Source organism: Klebsiella sp. YJ (genome assembly GCF_002108615.1).
GTDB lineage: Bacteria > Pseudomonadota > Gammaproteobacteria > Enterobacterales > Enterobacteriaceae > Klebsiella > Klebsiella planticola.
The window spans coordinates 372,001-386,841 of record NZ_MTEG01000001.1 but is presented as its reverse complement, the minus strand read 5'-3'; the positions used below and the strand labels follow the sequence as shown (position 1 = coordinate 386,841).

The 14,841-nt window shown below is 55.5% G+C and carries 14 protein-coding genes; 8 read left to right on the top strand and 6 right to left on the bottom strand.

The genetic code is table 11. The annotated features are described in order from the left end of the window. Positions 1–15: 15 nt before the first annotated feature. Positions 16–1,125: an adenosylhomocysteinase gene (locus BV390_RS01800; RefSeq protein WP_046852094.1), complete on the bottom strand. Its 1,110-nt coding sequence runs from the start codon at positions 1,123–1,125 to the stop codon at positions 16–18. Between the two features lie 202 nt (positions 1,126–1,327). Here BV390_RS01800 and BV390_RS01795 point away from each other — a divergent pair, with 202 nt between their 5' ends. Further along, on the top strand, positions 1,328–2,059 hold the full coding sequence (locus BV390_RS01795; RefSeq protein WP_032686810.1) for an HPP family protein: 732 nt from the start codon (positions 1,328–1,330) through the stop codon (positions 2,057–2,059). Positions 2,060–2,079: 20 nt separating this feature from the next. Here BV390_RS01795 and BV390_RS01790 read toward each other — a convergent pair whose 3' ends face one another. Then, positions 2,080–2,469, bottom strand: coding sequence for a tautomerase family protein (locus tag BV390_RS01790; RefSeq protein ID WP_032686811.1), 390 nt, complete (start codon positions 2,467–2,469; stop codon positions 2,080–2,082). Positions 2,470–2,585: 116 nt separating this feature from the next. On the opposite strand from BV390_RS01790, the gene BV390_RS01785 reads away from it, so the two are divergent. After that, positions 2,586–3,509, top strand: a complete 924-nt coding sequence (locus tag BV390_RS01785; protein WP_085396448.1) for a LysR family transcriptional regulator — start codon at positions 2,586–2,588, stop codon at positions 3,507–3,509. Here the strand turns inward: BV390_RS01785 and BV390_RS01780 are convergent. Next, the gene (locus tag BV390_RS01780; RefSeq protein WP_085396447.1) at positions 3,502–4,242 is read right to left on the bottom strand and encodes a lipoyl protein ligase domain-containing protein; all 741 of its coding nucleotides are present in this window, start codon (positions 4,240–4,242) and stop codon (positions 3,502–3,504) included. The genes BV390_RS01785 and BV390_RS01780 overlap by 8 nt on opposite strands. A 44-nt stretch (positions 4,243–4,286) precedes the next feature. Beyond that, positions 4,287–5,609, bottom strand: coding sequence for a shikimate transporter (shiA, locus tag BV390_RS01775; protein WP_046852096.1), 1,323 nt, complete (start codon positions 5,607–5,609; stop codon positions 4,287–4,289). Between the two features lie 291 nt (positions 5,610–5,900). Here shiA and BV390_RS01770 point away from each other — a divergent pair, with 291 nt between their 5' ends. The 5 genes from BV390_RS01770 to BV390_RS01750 all read left to right on the top strand — a co-directional run bounded on the left by BV390_RS01770 (position 5,901) and on the right by BV390_RS01750 (position 10,410). Beyond that, a complete protein-coding gene (locus BV390_RS01770; RefSeq protein WP_004864483.1) occupies positions 5,901–6,398 on the top strand; it encodes a putative pterin-binding protein in 498 nt (165 codons plus the stop codon). A 10-nt stretch (positions 6,399–6,408) separates the two neighbouring features. After that, positions 6,409–8,331, top strand: coding sequence for a putative bifunctional diguanylate cyclase/phosphodiesterase (locus BV390_RS01765; protein ID WP_032686816.1), 1,923 nt, complete (start codon positions 6,409–6,411; stop codon positions 8,329–8,331). A gap of 208 nt (positions 8,332–8,539) precedes the next feature. Then, positions 8,540–8,872, top strand: coding sequence for a TehB family protein (locus BV390_RS01760; RefSeq protein WP_032686817.1), 333 nt, complete (start codon positions 8,540–8,542; stop codon positions 8,870–8,872). A gap of 10 nt (positions 8,873–8,882) precedes the next feature. After that, a complete protein-coding gene (locus BV390_RS01755) occupies positions 8,883–9,221 on the top strand; it encodes a DUF1869 domain-containing protein (protein WP_032686818.1) in 339 nt (112 codons plus the stop codon). Positions 9,222–9,576: 355 nt separating this feature from the next. Next, positions 9,577–10,410: a sugar phosphate isomerase/epimerase family protein gene (locus BV390_RS01750; protein WP_032695361.1), complete on the top strand. Its 834-nt coding sequence runs from the start codon at positions 9,577–9,579 to the stop codon at positions 10,408–10,410. A 56-nt stretch (positions 10,411–10,466) separates the two neighbouring features. On the opposite strand, the gene BV390_RS01745 is transcribed toward BV390_RS01750, so the two are convergent. Next, positions 10,467–11,630 carry a dihydrodipicolinate synthase family protein gene (locus BV390_RS01745; RefSeq protein ID WP_049268082.1) on the bottom strand — a complete coding sequence of 388 codons (1,164 nt, stop codon included), beginning with the start codon at positions 11,628–11,630 and terminating at the stop codon, positions 10,467–10,469. 277 nt (positions 11,631–11,907) lie between these two features. Between BV390_RS01745 and BV390_RS01740 the strand changes: the two genes are divergently transcribed. Further along, positions 11,908–13,041 carry an acyl-CoA dehydrogenase family protein gene (locus BV390_RS01740; RefSeq protein WP_032686821.1) on the top strand — a complete coding sequence of 378 codons (1,134 nt, stop codon included), beginning with the start codon at positions 11,908–11,910 and terminating at the stop codon, positions 13,039–13,041. Positions 13,042–13,167: 126 nt separating this feature from the next. On the opposite strand, the gene BV390_RS01735 is transcribed toward BV390_RS01740, so the two are convergent. Next, positions 13,168–14,829 carry an electron transfer flavoprotein-ubiquinone oxidoreductase gene (locus BV390_RS01735; RefSeq protein ID WP_204312140.1) on the bottom strand — a complete coding sequence of 554 codons (1,662 nt, stop codon included), beginning with the start codon at positions 14,827–14,829 and terminating at the stop codon, positions 13,168–13,170. Between the last annotated feature and the right edge of the window lie 12 nt (positions 14,830–14,841).

The window sequence follows — 14,841 nt, the reverse complement described above, 5'->3', positions numbered from 1 at the left end:
TGAATCTTTGCGGATTTACAGCGCTTTTTGCCATACGCTTTGCGGCAGCAGATAGACATTCGCTTCCGCGTTCATGCCGTCCGTTACGATGTGATGAATCCCGCTGGCCATGACGGCCAGAGTCACGTCAAAGGCGTTGAGGCTGTCACCAAATCCCGCGGTCAGGTTCAGCATTGAGCCGTTGGCCATCAGGTAGACGGTTTTATCGCCCATCCGGTACGCATTAATATACGGCATCACCTCATCGTGGCTGAACTGACGCAGGTAGCCGCAGTCAATCTCTTCCGCAACGTGGCCGACATTGAGAATAAATACGCCATCTTTGGCGTTATCCAGCGCCGTGCTATTGACCACTTTCTTCGCACCGGTTGCCGTGGCGACCACATCTGCCGAGGCGATGGCATCCTGTAAATCAACAACATGCCAGCCATCATAGGCCGCCTGCAGGCGACGGGCGGGATCGATCTCTGCCACCATCACCTGTCCGCCAAAGGCTTTTGCTGCCGCGGCAACGCCTTGTCCCACCAGACCGTAGCCAATAACCAGCACTTTCTTCTCATGCAGCGTCAGATGAGTCGTCTGGAAGAAGGTATGCCAGGCCGTAAGACCCACCATATGGCGGTTATGCAGTCCCTCTTTAACCGGGAGATCGTCCCAGTTAAAGATAGGGTAGCCGGGACGAATATCGCCCAGGCGGCTGACGCCGGAGCCGGTTGCTTCCAGACCGGCGACGATGTTGCCAAATTCGCCGCGCTGGTGCAGCAGGGTGGTGATATCGGCGCCCATTTCACACAGATGGGTCGGGCCCCAGGCGATCGCTTTTTCCCAGGAGTGCTGCCAGTCGGCATCGCTCATGTCGCGCCAGGCGCAGGCTTGTGCGCCGCGCTCTACCAGCCAGGCGACAACGTCGTCCTGAACGGTGGTGGGGTTACAGGTGGTCAGAAAGACTTGCGCCCCTTTCTCCAGTATCCCCTGCACCAGCGGGATCATTTTCATATCCAGATGCATGCAGCAGGCCAGTCGGACATGGCTCAGATCGGGAAGGGCGGCGACCTGACGCAGCGTGCGCGGCATATTCTGGCTGGCCCATGCCACGTCTTTCACTAAATTTGTCTTATTATTCACTGTATTGTGACCTTCAATCCGTAGAGTGGGTTAAATCCCGGTGGGGAAATGATTCTAACGTAGTGTTCCGGGATCGCATAACGGCGGCGTATCGCTAAATTCAGTGGGGGGAAGTAGCCCTGCGAAAGATATGGTTGTTAAAATATGGTTAAAAAATGAAAATAAAATATAAGTAATTTATATGACGTGAGTGAGCCGTTCGATGTTAAGCGTTTTACCGACCGCACTGTTTTCGCGGGTCCGCATTTTTCTTGGGCGATTAAAGCCGCATGCTCTGCCCGTTGCCAGAAAACATATCCTCCTCGGTTCGATAGGTGCCGGTACGGGGCTGGCCGTCACCAGCATGTTCAGTCACTGGCTGCTGGGTGAGATGAATCTGTGGTTTATTGCGCCGATGGGAGCCTCTGCGGTCTTGCTGTTCGGCGTGCCAAGCAGTCCGTTGGCGCAGCCGTGGTCAATCGTCGGGGGCAACGTGGTTTCGGCGTTGATCGGTGTTACCGTCGGGATGTGGGTGCCTCAGCTTGCCCTGGCCTGCGGTCTGGCAGCCGGACTGGCCATCGCCGCCATGTATTTTCTGCGCTGTCTGCATCCGCCCGGCGGCGCCGTTGCGCTGACGGCGATCCTCGGCGGAGCGGGGGTTCACAGCGCGGGATACCACTTCGTGCTGACGCCGGTACTGCTAAATTCAGCGATGCTGGCGCTACTGGCAATCATCTTCAACAACCTGGTCGGGCGCCGCTATCCCCACTCTTTGGCGGCTGAAGAGGTTAAGCCCAAAGTGGTGCCGCTGGGGCTACCGGTGACTCGTGAAGATATTCATGCCGCGTTACTCGACGGTCAGTTCCTTGATATTGATGAAGATGACGTGCAGGAACTGCTGGAAAATATCGAGCAAAAGGCACGGATGCGGATGGCCGCCGCGCCGAAGGCATAACGGCACGGGGCCCGGGAAGGTTAAAGCTCTCCGGTCATATATTGGGCGACGCCGCGGCCAAAACTCCAGTCGCCTTTCTGGTTACCGATCACGGAAATCATCAGGTCATCAGCGCTCAGTCCGCAATGTTCCTGCAGCTCAGCGAGCAGGGTAGCGTAGAAGAGCTGCTTTTGTTCTTCGCTACGCGGGCTGGTGTACACCCGCACGACCAGCAGCTTGTTGCTGCGCGTGAATCCCAGTCCGGTATCCTCAATCACCATATGGTGAGCTTTGTTTTCGTGAACAATCTGGTAGCGATCGCGCTCCGGCACCTTAAACGCATGAATAACCGCGCGATGTGCGGCATCCAGCAGAGTGGTAAGTTCGCGTTCGCTACGACCTTCAATCACATCAAATATCAGTAACGGCATGGCAGGTACTCCTTACTTCCGGGGTGGATAAGCTGACTTCCGCGATGCTAATCCATGTTCTGCCGGGCAAAAACCGCTATAGTGGAATTCATTGTTTATACAGGTGAACAATCGAGATGAGTGAGATTCGCCCGGAGAGTTACTGGACCCATCTGTACTGGCTGACGGTGCTGGAAGAGCAAAAAAGCTATACCCGCGCGGCGGAAAAACTGGCGGTCAGCAAGTCGGCGATCAGTCAGAAAATTAGCGAGCTGGAACGGATCACCGGCAAAAAGCTGGTGCATCGCACCACGCGGAATGTGACGCTCAGCGAGGATGGCCTGCGGCTGGTGGCGGAGCTGAACGAACCTTTCGGGCAGCTGCGCGATATTTTCGCCGGTACCTGTGATGAAGGCGGGCCGCTGCGGGGAACGCTACGGGTCACGGCGCCGGTCGCCTTTTCCCGTCAACAGCTGGTACCGGCGATTACGCCATTTTTGCACCAGCATCCGCAGCTTCAACTGCAGCTGGAGGTGACCGACCGGCTGGTATCGCTGGCCAGCGAGGGATTTGACCTGGCGATTCGTCACTGCCGCCGCGAAGCGTTGCCGGAGACCCACGTGGCCTGGCCGCTGTGCAGTACAGCGACGCTGATCGTCGCCTCGGCAGGGTATATCCGCCGTTTTGGTCGTCCGGACTCCCCGGAGATGTTGCGCCATCATCAGTGTCTGACCTATCCGCGCGGGGCGCAAAGCCCGCAGTGGACGTTTGAGTCCCGCGAGCAACCGGCCGAACGGGTGAGTGTCAAGGTTCATGGCCCCTTCGCCACCAACAACAGCGAATCGCTGCGTGATGCGGTGCTGGCAGGGCTGGGTATTGCGCTGCTGCCTGATTTCAGCGCCCGGGAGGCCATCGGCCGCGGGCTGGTGCAGGAGTTGCTTCCAGGCTGGCGGCCGGTTGAGGTTTTCGCGCCACAGCTGTACGTCATTCGGCCCTATGCACCGCGCGTGTCACGTGCGGTAGAGACATTCAGCCACTATTTGAAGCATACCTTCAGCTGAAAAGCGCCAGCTGTTCCGTCAACGCCTGGTGAAAGCGGGGAAGTAAGTCTGTTTCGCCGGGCAGCAGCTGCGCCAGCGTCACGGTCTTATCAGCACAATAGACCCGGCCACTGTTGAGGCGGGCTTCAAAATCGTTCGCGGCCTGATGTGCGCCGATCAGATCGGTATCCACTAAAATCACCGCATGAGCAAGGACCACATGTCCTCGATCCTCGGCCAGCGGTCGCCAGTACTGGGCAGTACCGACAATTTTGCGGGCATGATCGCCCTCGCCGCAGGCCAGGTTGTAGCGGCCGTCGCAAAATGACCCCGTCACCGCCTGATAATGACTCCCGACGCCAAACGTCGCCAGCGTGCGCTGAAGTAGCCCGCAGAGCTGCAGATAGATAGGTTCTGCCGCTTCGCCCAGCGGTTGCGTGACCGGCCAGGCGAGGCTGAGATTGATAATCCCGGGGCCCTGTGGGACCAGGCCACCGCCGGAGCGGCGAAGCCACACCGGCCAGCCGCGGCGGGAAAAAAGCTCGCTGACGGCACTGAGTTCACTGAATTGACGATAGCTGCCAGGCACCACTAGTCCTTGTGGAGCCTGCCAGAGTTGCGCCACCGCTTCGCCGCGGCGAGCTTGCTCAAACAGCGGCTGCTCAGCCAGCGTCGGATCAGGGCAATAGAGCAGCGGTAGCGGTTGGGGATGAAACTGTGCGGGCCAGCAGGCCGGGCGGTTGTCCTGAGTCATAAGGTCTCCATGTTCACGGCGGTTTCCCGCCGCGCACCGTGCAATCAGGGGTGAGGGTTCTTTTTCATCAACATGGCGGTGAGGGCAGAGAGCAGACAGCCGCCGGTCAGGTAAATCGCCACGCTGTGCCAGGAGCCACCGGAGAAGGTGACCAATGCCGCGGCAATAAATGGCGTAAAGCCGCCGCCAATGACGCTGGCGACCTGATATCCGACGCCGGCCCCGCTGTAACGATAGCTGGCGCCAAACATCTCGGTGAACATCGGTTGCTGAACACAAACCACCATATCATGGGCGATATTGGCCAGCATCAGGGCAAAAAAGAGGATCCAGAAGTACGACTGGCTTTCCAGCGCCATAAAGAACGGGAACGCGCTGAACGTGCCGATGAGCGCACCGGTAATGTAGATCCGCCGGCGGCCGAAGCGATCCGCAAGCCAGGCGAAGCAGGGGATTGTCAGACAGCTGATTCCGCCGACCAGCAGACCAATATTAAGGAACAGTTCACGCGGCAGGCCGAGGTTCTGCGTTGAGTAATTCAGGGCGAAGGCGGTGACAATATACATGGTCAGCAGTTCGCACAGACGCAGGGCGATAATCAGTAAAAACGCGCCGGGGTGACGGAGCAGGGCCTCGACGACCGGCAGGCGCTTTTTGGCCGTCTTTAGCTGCGCTTCCTGCTGCTGATGTTCAAACTCGGCAGATTCGGCCATGCCGTTGCGGATCCACAGCGCGACTAACACCAGCACCACGCTGAACAAGAACGGCAGGCGCCAGCCCCAGCTGAGAAACTGCTCGTTGGTGGTGTTCGCGCTGATCAGCGAGACCAGGCCGGTGGAAAGCAGCAGGCCAACGCCGTAGCCCACCTGAACCCCGCTGCTGTAGAAGGCTTTTTTATTTTTGGGCGCACTTTCTACCGCCAGCAGCGCCGCACCGCCCCATTCTCCGCCGACGGCGAAGCCCTGAATAGCGCGTAGGGTGACGAGCAGCACGGGGGCCCACCAGCCGATTTGGTTGAAGGAAGGGAGCAGACCAATGCAGGCGGTCGCAATTCCCATCATCCAGACGGTCATCATCAGCATCCGTTTGCGGCCAAGGCGATCGCCGAAATGACCGAAGATAATGCCGCCGAGGGGACGAAACAGAAAGCCGACGCCGAAAGTGGCAAAGGCGGCCAGCGTGCCCATTGCCGGGCTAATCTGCGGGAAAAATTCGCGGTTAAACACCAGCGCGGCGGTGATGCCGTAGAGTAAAAAATCGTACCAGTCAACCACGGCGCCGGCAAAGCTGCCCCAGGCCGCTCTTCTGGCGCGATTGAGTGAACATGTCTCCTTGCCGGGGCGGGAGGAAATAAGCGTTGAGTCCATACCTGTCCTGTCTGTTGCCGTGTTTATCATTATTGGAATGAGACGCAGTCTTAGCGGCGTCGGTACAAAGACTACCGCGCTCCAGGATGAGAGAAAAGATTTTTACCGAAAGTGCTGCCTTAATGGCAAAAAATGTGCTTTTTATCGTCAGGTGTAAACAAAGGTTCAGAGTGTTCTGGAAAGAGAAAATATTTTTAATCGAGAACCTCACAACCCGCTGCTGACGTCTTTTAAGAATTGACCTTAATGGTTTACAATTAACTTATCTCCAATTCCGGAATGGTGAGCTAAATGCGTCTACTTTTCGCAGTTTTATTTTGTGTTATGGTTTTGCCTAATGCTTTTGCAGAAAAACTGCCTGCCCCTACGGGGAAGCCCGTTTTAACCATTTCCGGCTTGATTGGAAATACAAATGCAGGCGATACCGCGGTTTTTGACCTGGCAGCATTAGAAAAACTGGGGATGGAGACGATTGTCACCACCACGCCCTGGTACTCAGGAAAAGTGCGTTTTGAGGGCGTTTCCCTTAGCAAACTCATGGATTTAGTCGGTGCCAGGGGCAAGACGGCCAAGGTCATTGCCTTAAACGACTATACGACGATGGTCCCGCTCGATGATTTTCGCCAGTTCCCTGTTATCCTCGCGCTAAAATTAAATGGCGAATATATGCACATCCGCGATAAAGGCCCTTTATTTATTGTTTATCCGTACGATAGCAGCCCTGAACTGCAAAACCAGGTTTATTATTCCCGTTCGGCGTGGCAAGTCTCAAAAATTATCATTGAGTAAGGGTTTGATCTTGAATCGAATACTTACCGGGATTATTTTGTCGCTGTTCATCATCACCGGATACATTACGTATCTGGTGCATGAGCGGCAAAGTGAGTTACAGAAATTAACCCGCTATACGGACTCCTGGTCAGTCGCCCAGATAGTTTCCGAGTATATGCGGCTGGAGTCGAGTTTAGGCGCATTCGCACTCGGCGTGGAGAGCGCGGACCGCGATCAGGTACGTCTGCGTCTCGATATTATGTTGAGCCAGATAGAGCTGTTGCAGCAGGGCGAACTGAAGAATTTTATTCATAAAGATGCCGGGCGCCAGGCCACCGTCGATAGTTTGATCGCTATTTTGCAGCAGCTCGATAGCGGGCTGGATAAAATGACACCTGCTCAGATTAAGGCGGTGTTAGGCAAGATGAGAGAGATTGACGGCCCGATGACCTCGCTTGCCTCCACCTCGCTGGTGCAGGGGATTGACGTTGTTAATCATACGCACGATAAAATTCAGAATCTGTATTACATCTATTCAATTATCTCCATCCTGTTGATTACGACCTGTATCACGTTGGGGCTGTTGATGCTGCGACAGAATAACAATCTGCGGCGCGCCCACGTGCGAATGAAGCTGCTGGCCGACGATCTGCAGCTGTCAAAAGAGAAACTGCAGGTGCAAAACCGCCGTCTGCAGTACGATGCCTACCATGACTCGCTGACCGGGATGCCTAACCGGCTCTCCTTCTGGCAAAAGCTGCAGGAAATTGTCAATCAGGTCAGGCCTTACGATGGCTGTGCCGTGGTGATGCTTTTCGACCTCGATAATTTTAAAGATGTAAACGATACGCTGGGCCACGATTCCGGCGATAAACTGCTGCAGGAACTGGCCAGCCGCCTGTCGTTTTTCCGTAAAACCGCGGAAACGCTCTATCGTCTGGGAGGCGATGAATTCGCCCTGATCTCCTGTGACCTGAGCGAAGAGATGGCGCTGGAACGGGCGATGGTGATCCGGGAAAAAATCATCCAGCCCTATCAAATCTATGACTCGATGATCAACATTGATGCCTGCATCGGCATCGTGCTTTCCGATCGCGAAACGCGCACCGATTATTTATATAAATGCGCCGATCTGGCGCTGTATGAGGCGAAAAAAGAGGGCGCAGGTACCGTCAAGGTCTTCCGTGCCGGCATGCTGCAACGTCTGCAGGAGAATAAATCGTTTGAGGATGACCTGCTGCAGGCGCTCGGTAATGGTGAATTCCGGGTTTATTACCAACCGATAGCCGACACGGTCAGCGGCGAAATTTACGGTTATGAAGCGCTGGTGCGCTGGTTCCATCCGGTGCGCGGCGTGGTTCCGCCGAGCACCTTCATTCCGATTGCCGAGAAAACGGGCATGATAAACGCCCTCGGCGAGTGGGTGCTCAGCACCGCCTGCGAAGAGGCGGCGCGCTGGTCATCGCCGCTTAAGGTCTCGGTAAACGTGTCGCCTATTCAGTTGATTAACAGTTCGTTGACCGATGTGATTGTCAGCGTATTGAAAAAAACCGGCCTCGACCCGCATCGTCTGGATCTGGAAATTACCGAGTCGGATGTGTTCAATGAAAACACCCGCTCCTTAGAGATCCTCAGCCAACTGCGTGAGCTCGGGATTCAGATTTCGATTGATGATTTTGGTACCGGCTACTCGTCATTGTCGCGGCTGAGCTATTTCCCGTTCGATAAGATAAAAATCGATCGCTCGTTTGTGATTAATATTCCTCTGCAAAAAGACGATCTCGATATTGTGCGTCTGATCATCAGCATGGGGAAAAGTTTACATATGCGTATTGTCGCCGAAGGCGTCGAAACAGAAGAACAACTCCATTCGCTGCAACAATTAGGTTGCGATCTGGTTCAGGGTTATCTAATTGGTAAACCTGGCCCTCTGAACACACCGGCAAAATAAATTATCGCCTCTCCTGTCTTATCGCGGATCTGATTCACAGGTCCGTCCATTCTTATATTTCAAAAAACTAACCCTTATTGAGTATTAACAGGGGTAGAAACTTATCATCTTTAAAAATAATACCCTCAGTGATTAAAAGGGGTATATCATATGCAACATATTTCACCGTTCCCACCGCACGCAAGGGTGCGGAAAGCGAGGCCGAATCATGCAGCGAATTATTATTCCCACCCATTATGTTCATACGCGAACCACGCCCCTGTGGACGAAAGAGACGGCGCCCGCCTCTATCTGGCAGCGGCATCTTGATGCCGGAACGCGGCAGGGGGTCTATCCCCGTCTGGCTGTGATGCAGGGGGCTATCCGCTATTACGGCTATGCCGATGAGACCAGCCCGCAGCCGGTGGCAACGCTGACGATTGAAGCCGGACAGTTTGGCGTATTTCCGCCGGAGAAATGGCACCGAATTGAAGCATTGACTGAAGACACCGTCTTCAATGTGGATTTTTATGTCGATCCTCAAATTCTGATAGAGGGATAAGGCTGCACCTATGAACAACGAAAATAGAGGTTATTCCCTGGCTGTTGCTAACGGCAACAATAATGACAGGCAAGAGAAAGTCTATTTGAAGCCGATGGCGCTATATATTCCCGCCATGGCTGAGCAGGCGCTGGCAGAACTTGTTGCCCCGCTGTCCTCTGACAATACGCAGGGAAAGGGGTTCACGCTGTCGGTGACCAATAATAATAATGGCGTATCGGTGGATAAAGAGTTTGCCTCCCTGAATGAGCTGCAGGCGCCGGGCGTGGCTGCCGATGCCGTCAAAGATCTGATTAATATCGTGCGCGGTTATGAATCGGATGAAGAGACCAACGTCTGCGGCTGGTAGTTTACACGCGAAACATCGGGCAGACACCCTGGGTGTCTGCTTTCTTCACCGGCCAGCCATCTTAGCGGGTGATCTTGTCATTTCCGCGCTTACCTCTGTCATCTGAAAAGCCGTATCTGACGCTCCTTCGGATAGATTTTCGTACGACAAGCTTATGTTCCCGGTACGGTCCCGTCTCCTGCTGTTCCCTCGTTTTTATGCGCGTCTCTGTTTGTTTATATAACTAACTAGTTGGTTATGTGATTGCCGTCTTATTTACCCAACATATTAATTTATATAATGCTTTGTTGAGAAATTTGATGCTCAATTTATCTGGTTTAACGTTTTTCAGGCATAAAACACTGAGGTCACACAGATGAGTCAACCCGACAGCCGTAAACTATCCCTCAATACCGCCACGGTGCGGCAGAAATGGAAACTTGATCAGATCATTGAAGGGTGCGCCCGGCATGAGATCCGTGGCATTGCGCCATGGCGCGATCAGGTGCAGGCGCTGGGGCTAAAAGAGTCTGCGCGTCTTATCCGCCATCATGACCTGCTGCTGAGCGGCTATTGCCGCGGCGGGATGTTTCCCGGTAGCACCCCGGAGGAACGCAGGGAAAAAGCGCTGGATAACCGACGGGCGGTGGACGAAGCGCTGGAGCTTGGCGCACCCTGCCTGGTGCTGGTGGTCGGAGGGCTGCCTGCGGGATCGAAAGATTTACTCGCCGCCAGGCAGCAGGTGCGCGATGGCCTGAGCGAGCTGCTGGACTATGCGCGCCCGCTCGGCATGCCGCTGGCGATCGAGCCCCTGCATCCAATGTACGCCGCCGAGCGCGCCTGCGTAAATACTCTGGCCCAGGCCAACGATCTTTGCGACGAATTGGGCGACGAGGGGCTGGGTATCGCCGTGGATCTCTATCACACCTGGTGGGATCCGCAGTTTCAGCAGCAGATTGAACGGGCCGGCGTCGAGCGGCTGTTGGCTTTTCATATTTGCGACTGGTTAGTGCCCACTACGGATATGCTGCTGGATCGCGGCATGATGGGGGACGGAGTTATCGACATCCGTAGCCATCGCCAGGCGATTGAGGCGCTGGGCTACACCGGTCTGCACGAAGTGGAGATCTTCTCCAGTAACAACTGGTGGCAGCGGGATCCGGATGAGGTGCTGGCCATCTGCAAGCAACGCCACCGCGAATTTGGCTAGGGGAGGGGGTTCCCAGAGCGGTTACTCTGGGAAATCAACGCCTCGTCTTATAATCCTCAGAGGCCATAAACCGTCAGCAGATTTTTCATTCGCCGGGTAGCCAACTGCGGGTTTTGTAACAGACCGGCCTGGTCCGCCAGGCGGAAAATCTCGGCATAGTGGCTAATCTCGCGTGCCGCCTGCATCCCGCCGGCCATCGAGAAATGGCTCTGGTGGCCGTTGAGCCACGCCAGAAATACAATGCCCGCTTTGTAATACTGCGTCGGCGCTTTAAAGATTTCCCGCGACAGGGCGACAGTGGGGTTCATCAGACGATAGTATTCCCCGCTATTGCCCTGCGCCAGTTCGTTGAGCGCCGCGGCGGCAACCGGGGCGATAGCGTCGAAAATACCTAACAGCGCATGCGAGTAATAGCCATCCTCTCCGGCAATCAGTTCGGGATAGTTGAAATCGTCGCCGGTGTACATTTTCACCTGCGAAGGCAGACGCTTACGGAAGGCGACCTCTTTTTCTTTACTCAGCAGCGAAATCTTAATCCCTTCCACTTTATCGACGTTGTTGGCGATGATCTCAAGCACGGTATCCGCGGCGGCGGCAAAATCCGTCGATCCCCAGTAGCCGGTTAGCGCCGGGTCAAACATCTCTCCCAGCCAGTGGAGAATAATTTTATCCTTGCTCTGTTCCAGCAGACGGTTATAGACGGCAAGATAATCCTGCGGCGTTTTGGCCACTTTGGCTAAGGCCCGGCTGGCCATCAAAATGATTTTGCCGTTATGTTTTTCGACCAGTTCCATCTGCTCTTCATAGGCCGCGATAACCTGTTCCAGCGTGGTGGCGTGGGCCGCCTCCAGCTGATCGGTTCCCACGCCGGCGGCAAGGTCGGCACCGGGTACGGTTTGCGCCTCTTGCAGCGAGCGGATAATCAGCTCTTTGGCGATCTCCCAGCTTACTCCCATCCCGCGCTGCGCGGTGTCCATTGCTTCGGCAATATTAAACCCCAGGCGCCAGAGATGGTGGCGATAGGCCAGCGTCGAATCCCAGTCTATGCGCGGATTGTTCAGCCAGTCCGCCCCTTGATGCTGCGGGTCGATCACCACGTGGGCGGCGGCATAGGCGATACGGTTAAACGCGGGGGTGATAACCGTCGGGCGTTCTTCTGTGGTCACCAGCTGATAATCGGTGATAGTCCCTTGTAGGGTAGGCAGGTGAATGTTAAGCATACTGACTCCTTAGTTAAGTATCTGTTTAGTTACTTATAGGTGTACTTTTTGCCCACAGAAAAGTCAAGATACTCACGGCTAAAGTGATAAGCCGGGCAGCCAATGGTGAGCTGACCGCTGCCTGTCATTGCAATATTTGTCGCCCAGTTAACAACAATTATTTAACAGGATTGACAACTATATTCATCCATTGTAGTAACTATCTGGTTATTTAATTAATGTGTTCGTGTGTCGTGGAAAACAGACGGCATGACTAATAGCTGGCAGGAGGATGACCATGTATTTGACTGAAACCCATCAACAGATCCGCGAGATGACCCGTAAGTTTGCCGACGAGGTCATTCGGCCTCAGGCGGAAGAGCTGGACAGAGAAGAACGTTTTGCCGCGGAGATCTACCAACAAATGGGGGAACTGGGGCTGTTCGGTATCACCGTTCCGGAAGAGTACGGCGGCGTCGGACTGGATGCGGTTGCCTATGCCGTGGTGATGGAAGAACTGTCGCGCGGTTACGCCTCGATTGCCGATCAGTGCGGCCTGGTCGAGTTGCTGGGAACGCTGTTGTCAAAATACGGTGATGATGCGCAACGCGCCCAGTGGCTGCCGGGCCTGCTGAATGCATCGCTGAAAGGGGCCTACTGCATCACCGAAGCCGGGGCCGGTTCCGATGTTTCAGGGATTAAAACCACCGCGACCCGTACTGCGGATGGCTGGGTGCTGAACGGAAGTAAGCTGTGGATCCATAATGCGCCGGTGGCCGATGTGGCCTTTGTGCTGGCGCGCACGGATAAAGATGCCGGTCACCGCGGCATGAGCATCTTTATTGTCGATTGCTCCCGCGACGGTGTCTCCCGTGGCCCGAAAGAGCATAAAATGGGTCAGCGCTCATCACAGGTGGGCGAACTGCATTTCAACCAGGTCAGGCTGCCGGCACAGGCGCTGCTGGGGCCGGAAAACCGCGGCTTCCACATTATGATGAGCGTGCTGAATAAAGGTCGGGTGGGCATCGGCGCGCTGGCGGTCGGCATTGCCCGCGCCGGGCTGGAAGCGGCGATCGCGTATGCGAAACAGCGCGAACAGTTCGGCAAACCGATTGCTGATTTCCAGGGCGTACAGTTTATGCTGGCGGATATCGCCAAAGACACCGAGGCTGCTCGCCTGCTGGTGCATAGCGCGGCCTATAAAATTGACACCGATGCGCCAGATACTTCGATTGCCTGCTCGATGGCGAAATGCTTTGCCGGCGATGTCGCGGTGCAGCACAGCGGCAATGCGGTGCAAATTTTTGGCGGCGGCGGCTATATTCGCGGCGTGGAGGTGGAACGCCTGTACCGCGATGCCAAGATAACTCAAATCTATGAAGGGACTAACCAGATTCAGCGCATGATTATCGGCCGCAATTTACTGGCGTAATCCCTATTGCCCGACAGAACAGGCACCCCAGACGGGGTGCTTTTTTTTGCCGGTAGCCGGCATATGGTGGGAAGGGGGCAGAACGCAGGCACAGAAAACCCCGGCGCTGCCGGGGCGGAAAACAGATCACATATTCGGGTAGTTGGGGCCGCAGCCCCCTTCGGGCACCGTCCAGACGATATTCTGCAGAGGATCTTTGATGTCGCAGGTTTTACAGTGCACGCAGTTTTGCGCATTAATCTGTAATTTTGGCTTTCCGGCAAGGGTGATGATTTCATAAACGCCCGCCGGGCAATAACGCTGCGCCGGTTCAGCAAAACGCGGCAGCGTTTCTCGTACCGACAGCTCGGGGTCTTTTAACTTGAGATGGCAGGGCTGATCTTCATCGTGCGCCGTGTTCGCCAGATAGACGGAGGAGGGCTTATCAAAGCTCAGCTGGTTATCCGGTTTGGGATAGTGAATGACGGCGCTTTGTTCCGCTGTCTGCAGCTGTAAGTGATCCGCTTTGCGGTCATGCAGCGTGAACGGTAGCTTGCCTTTAAACCAGTTCTGATCGATATAGTTAAGCGCCCCGCCTGCCAGCGTACCAAAGCGGTGCAGCAGCGGGCCAAAGTTACGTGACTGGCGTAGCTCTTCCCCGAGCCATGATTCATGAAACGCCTGCGCAAAATCCGCAAGGTCCCGTTTGTCATCGGGGGGTTGTCTCAGCGCCCGATAGACCGATTCGGCGGCCAGCATCCCGCTTTTCATCGCCGTGTGGCTGCCCTTAATTTTAGCGAAATTGAGCGTTCCCGCATCGCAGCCAATCAGCAGCCCGCCGGGGAAATGCATTTTGGGCAGCGCGTTGATGCCCCCTTTGGTGATGGCGCGCGCGCCGTAGGAGAGACGTTTTCCGCCGCTTAAGGTTGCACGGAATGCCGGGTGGTGTTTCATGCGCTGAAACTCATCGAACGGGCTTAAATAAGGGTTACGGTAGTTGAGATCGACAATCAACCCGACGACCACCTGGTTATTCCCGGTGTGGTACAGAAAACTCCCCCCCGACGCACCTTCGCTAAGCGGCCAGCCGGAAGCGTGGATGACCTCCCCGGGACGACTTTTTTCCGGCGCGATCTCCCACAGCTCTTTAATACCCAGCGCGTAGTGCTGCGGATCCCGGCCGGCATCAAGTTGATAATTCGCGATCAGCTGTTTGCCCAGATGACCGCGGCAGCCCTCGGCGAACAGCGTATATTTCGCCAGCAGGTTCATACCTGGGGTAAAACCGGGTTTTTCTTCTCCCTGGGCATTGAGCCCCATATCGCCGGTGGTGATACCGGCGACGGCGCCAGCATCGTCATACAGGATGCTGGCGGCGGCAAAACCGGGGAAGATATCTACCCCCATTGCTTCTGCCTGGCGGGCCAGCCAGCGGCAAAAATCCCCCAGGCTAATGACGTAATTGCCCGCGTTATGCATTGGGGCAGGGATTAAAGCCGCCGGGATCTTCCACGCTTTTTCGCCATCGCGCAGCAGCAAGAGTTCATCTTGCGTCACGGGGGTGTTCAGCGGCGCGCCGAGCGACTGCCAGTCGGGAAAGAGTTCATTGAGCGCCCGGGGTTCGAACAGGGCTCCGGAAAGAATATGCGCGCCAACTTCAGCCCCTTTTTCAATCACGCAAACGCTCAGCTGACGTTGCTCCTGCTGCGCCATTTGCATCAACCGGCAGGCTGCCGATAGCCCGGCGGGCCCTCCACCGACAATGAGGACGTCAAATTCCATCGTTTCACGTTCCACCATAACCTCCATCTTCAGTTGCCT

Bases quoted from the DNA above. Each gene is read 5' to 3' on its own strand.
- BV390_RS01735 (WP_204312140.1), bottom strand. From the start codon at position 14,829: ATGGAGGTTATGGTGGAACGTGAAACGATGGAATTTGACGTCCTCATT.
- BV390_RS01770 (WP_004864483.1), top strand. From the start codon at position 5,901: ATGCGTCTACTTTTCGCAGTTTTATTTTGTGTTATGGTTTTGCCTAAT.
- BV390_RS01755 (WP_032686818.1), top strand. From the start codon at position 8,883: ATGAACAACGAAAATAGAGGTTATTCCCTGGCTGTTGCTAACGGCAAC.
- BV390_RS01750 (WP_032695361.1), top strand. From the start codon at position 9,577: ATGAGTCAACCCGACAGCCGTAAACTATCCCTCAATACCGCCACGGTG.
- shiA (WP_046852096.1), bottom strand. From the start codon at position 5,609: ATGGACTCAACGCTTATTTCCTCCCGCCCCGGCAAGGAGACATGTTCA.
- BV390_RS01790 (WP_032686811.1), bottom strand. From the start codon at position 2,469: ATGCCGTTACTGATATTTGATGTGATTGAAGGTCGTAGCGAACGCGAA.
- BV390_RS01745 (WP_049268082.1), bottom strand. From the start codon at position 11,630: ATGCTTAACATTCACCTGCCTACCCTACAAGGGACTATCACCGATTAT.
- BV390_RS01780 (WP_085396447.1), bottom strand. From the start codon at position 4,242: ATGACTCAGGACAACCGCCCGGCCTGCTGGCCCGCACAGTTTCATCCC.
- BV390_RS01785 (WP_085396448.1), top strand. From the start codon at position 2,586: ATGAGTGAGATTCGCCCGGAGAGTTACTGGACCCATCTGTACTGGCTG.
- BV390_RS01795 (WP_032686810.1), top strand. From the start codon at position 1,328: ATGTTAAGCGTTTTACCGACCGCACTGTTTTCGCGGGTCCGCATTTTT.
- BV390_RS01760 (WP_032686817.1), top strand. From the start codon at position 8,540: ATGCAGCGAATTATTATTCCCACCCATTATGTTCATACGCGAACCACG.
- BV390_RS01740 (WP_032686821.1), top strand. From the start codon at position 11,908: ATGTATTTGACTGAAACCCATCAACAGATCCGCGAGATGACCCGTAAG.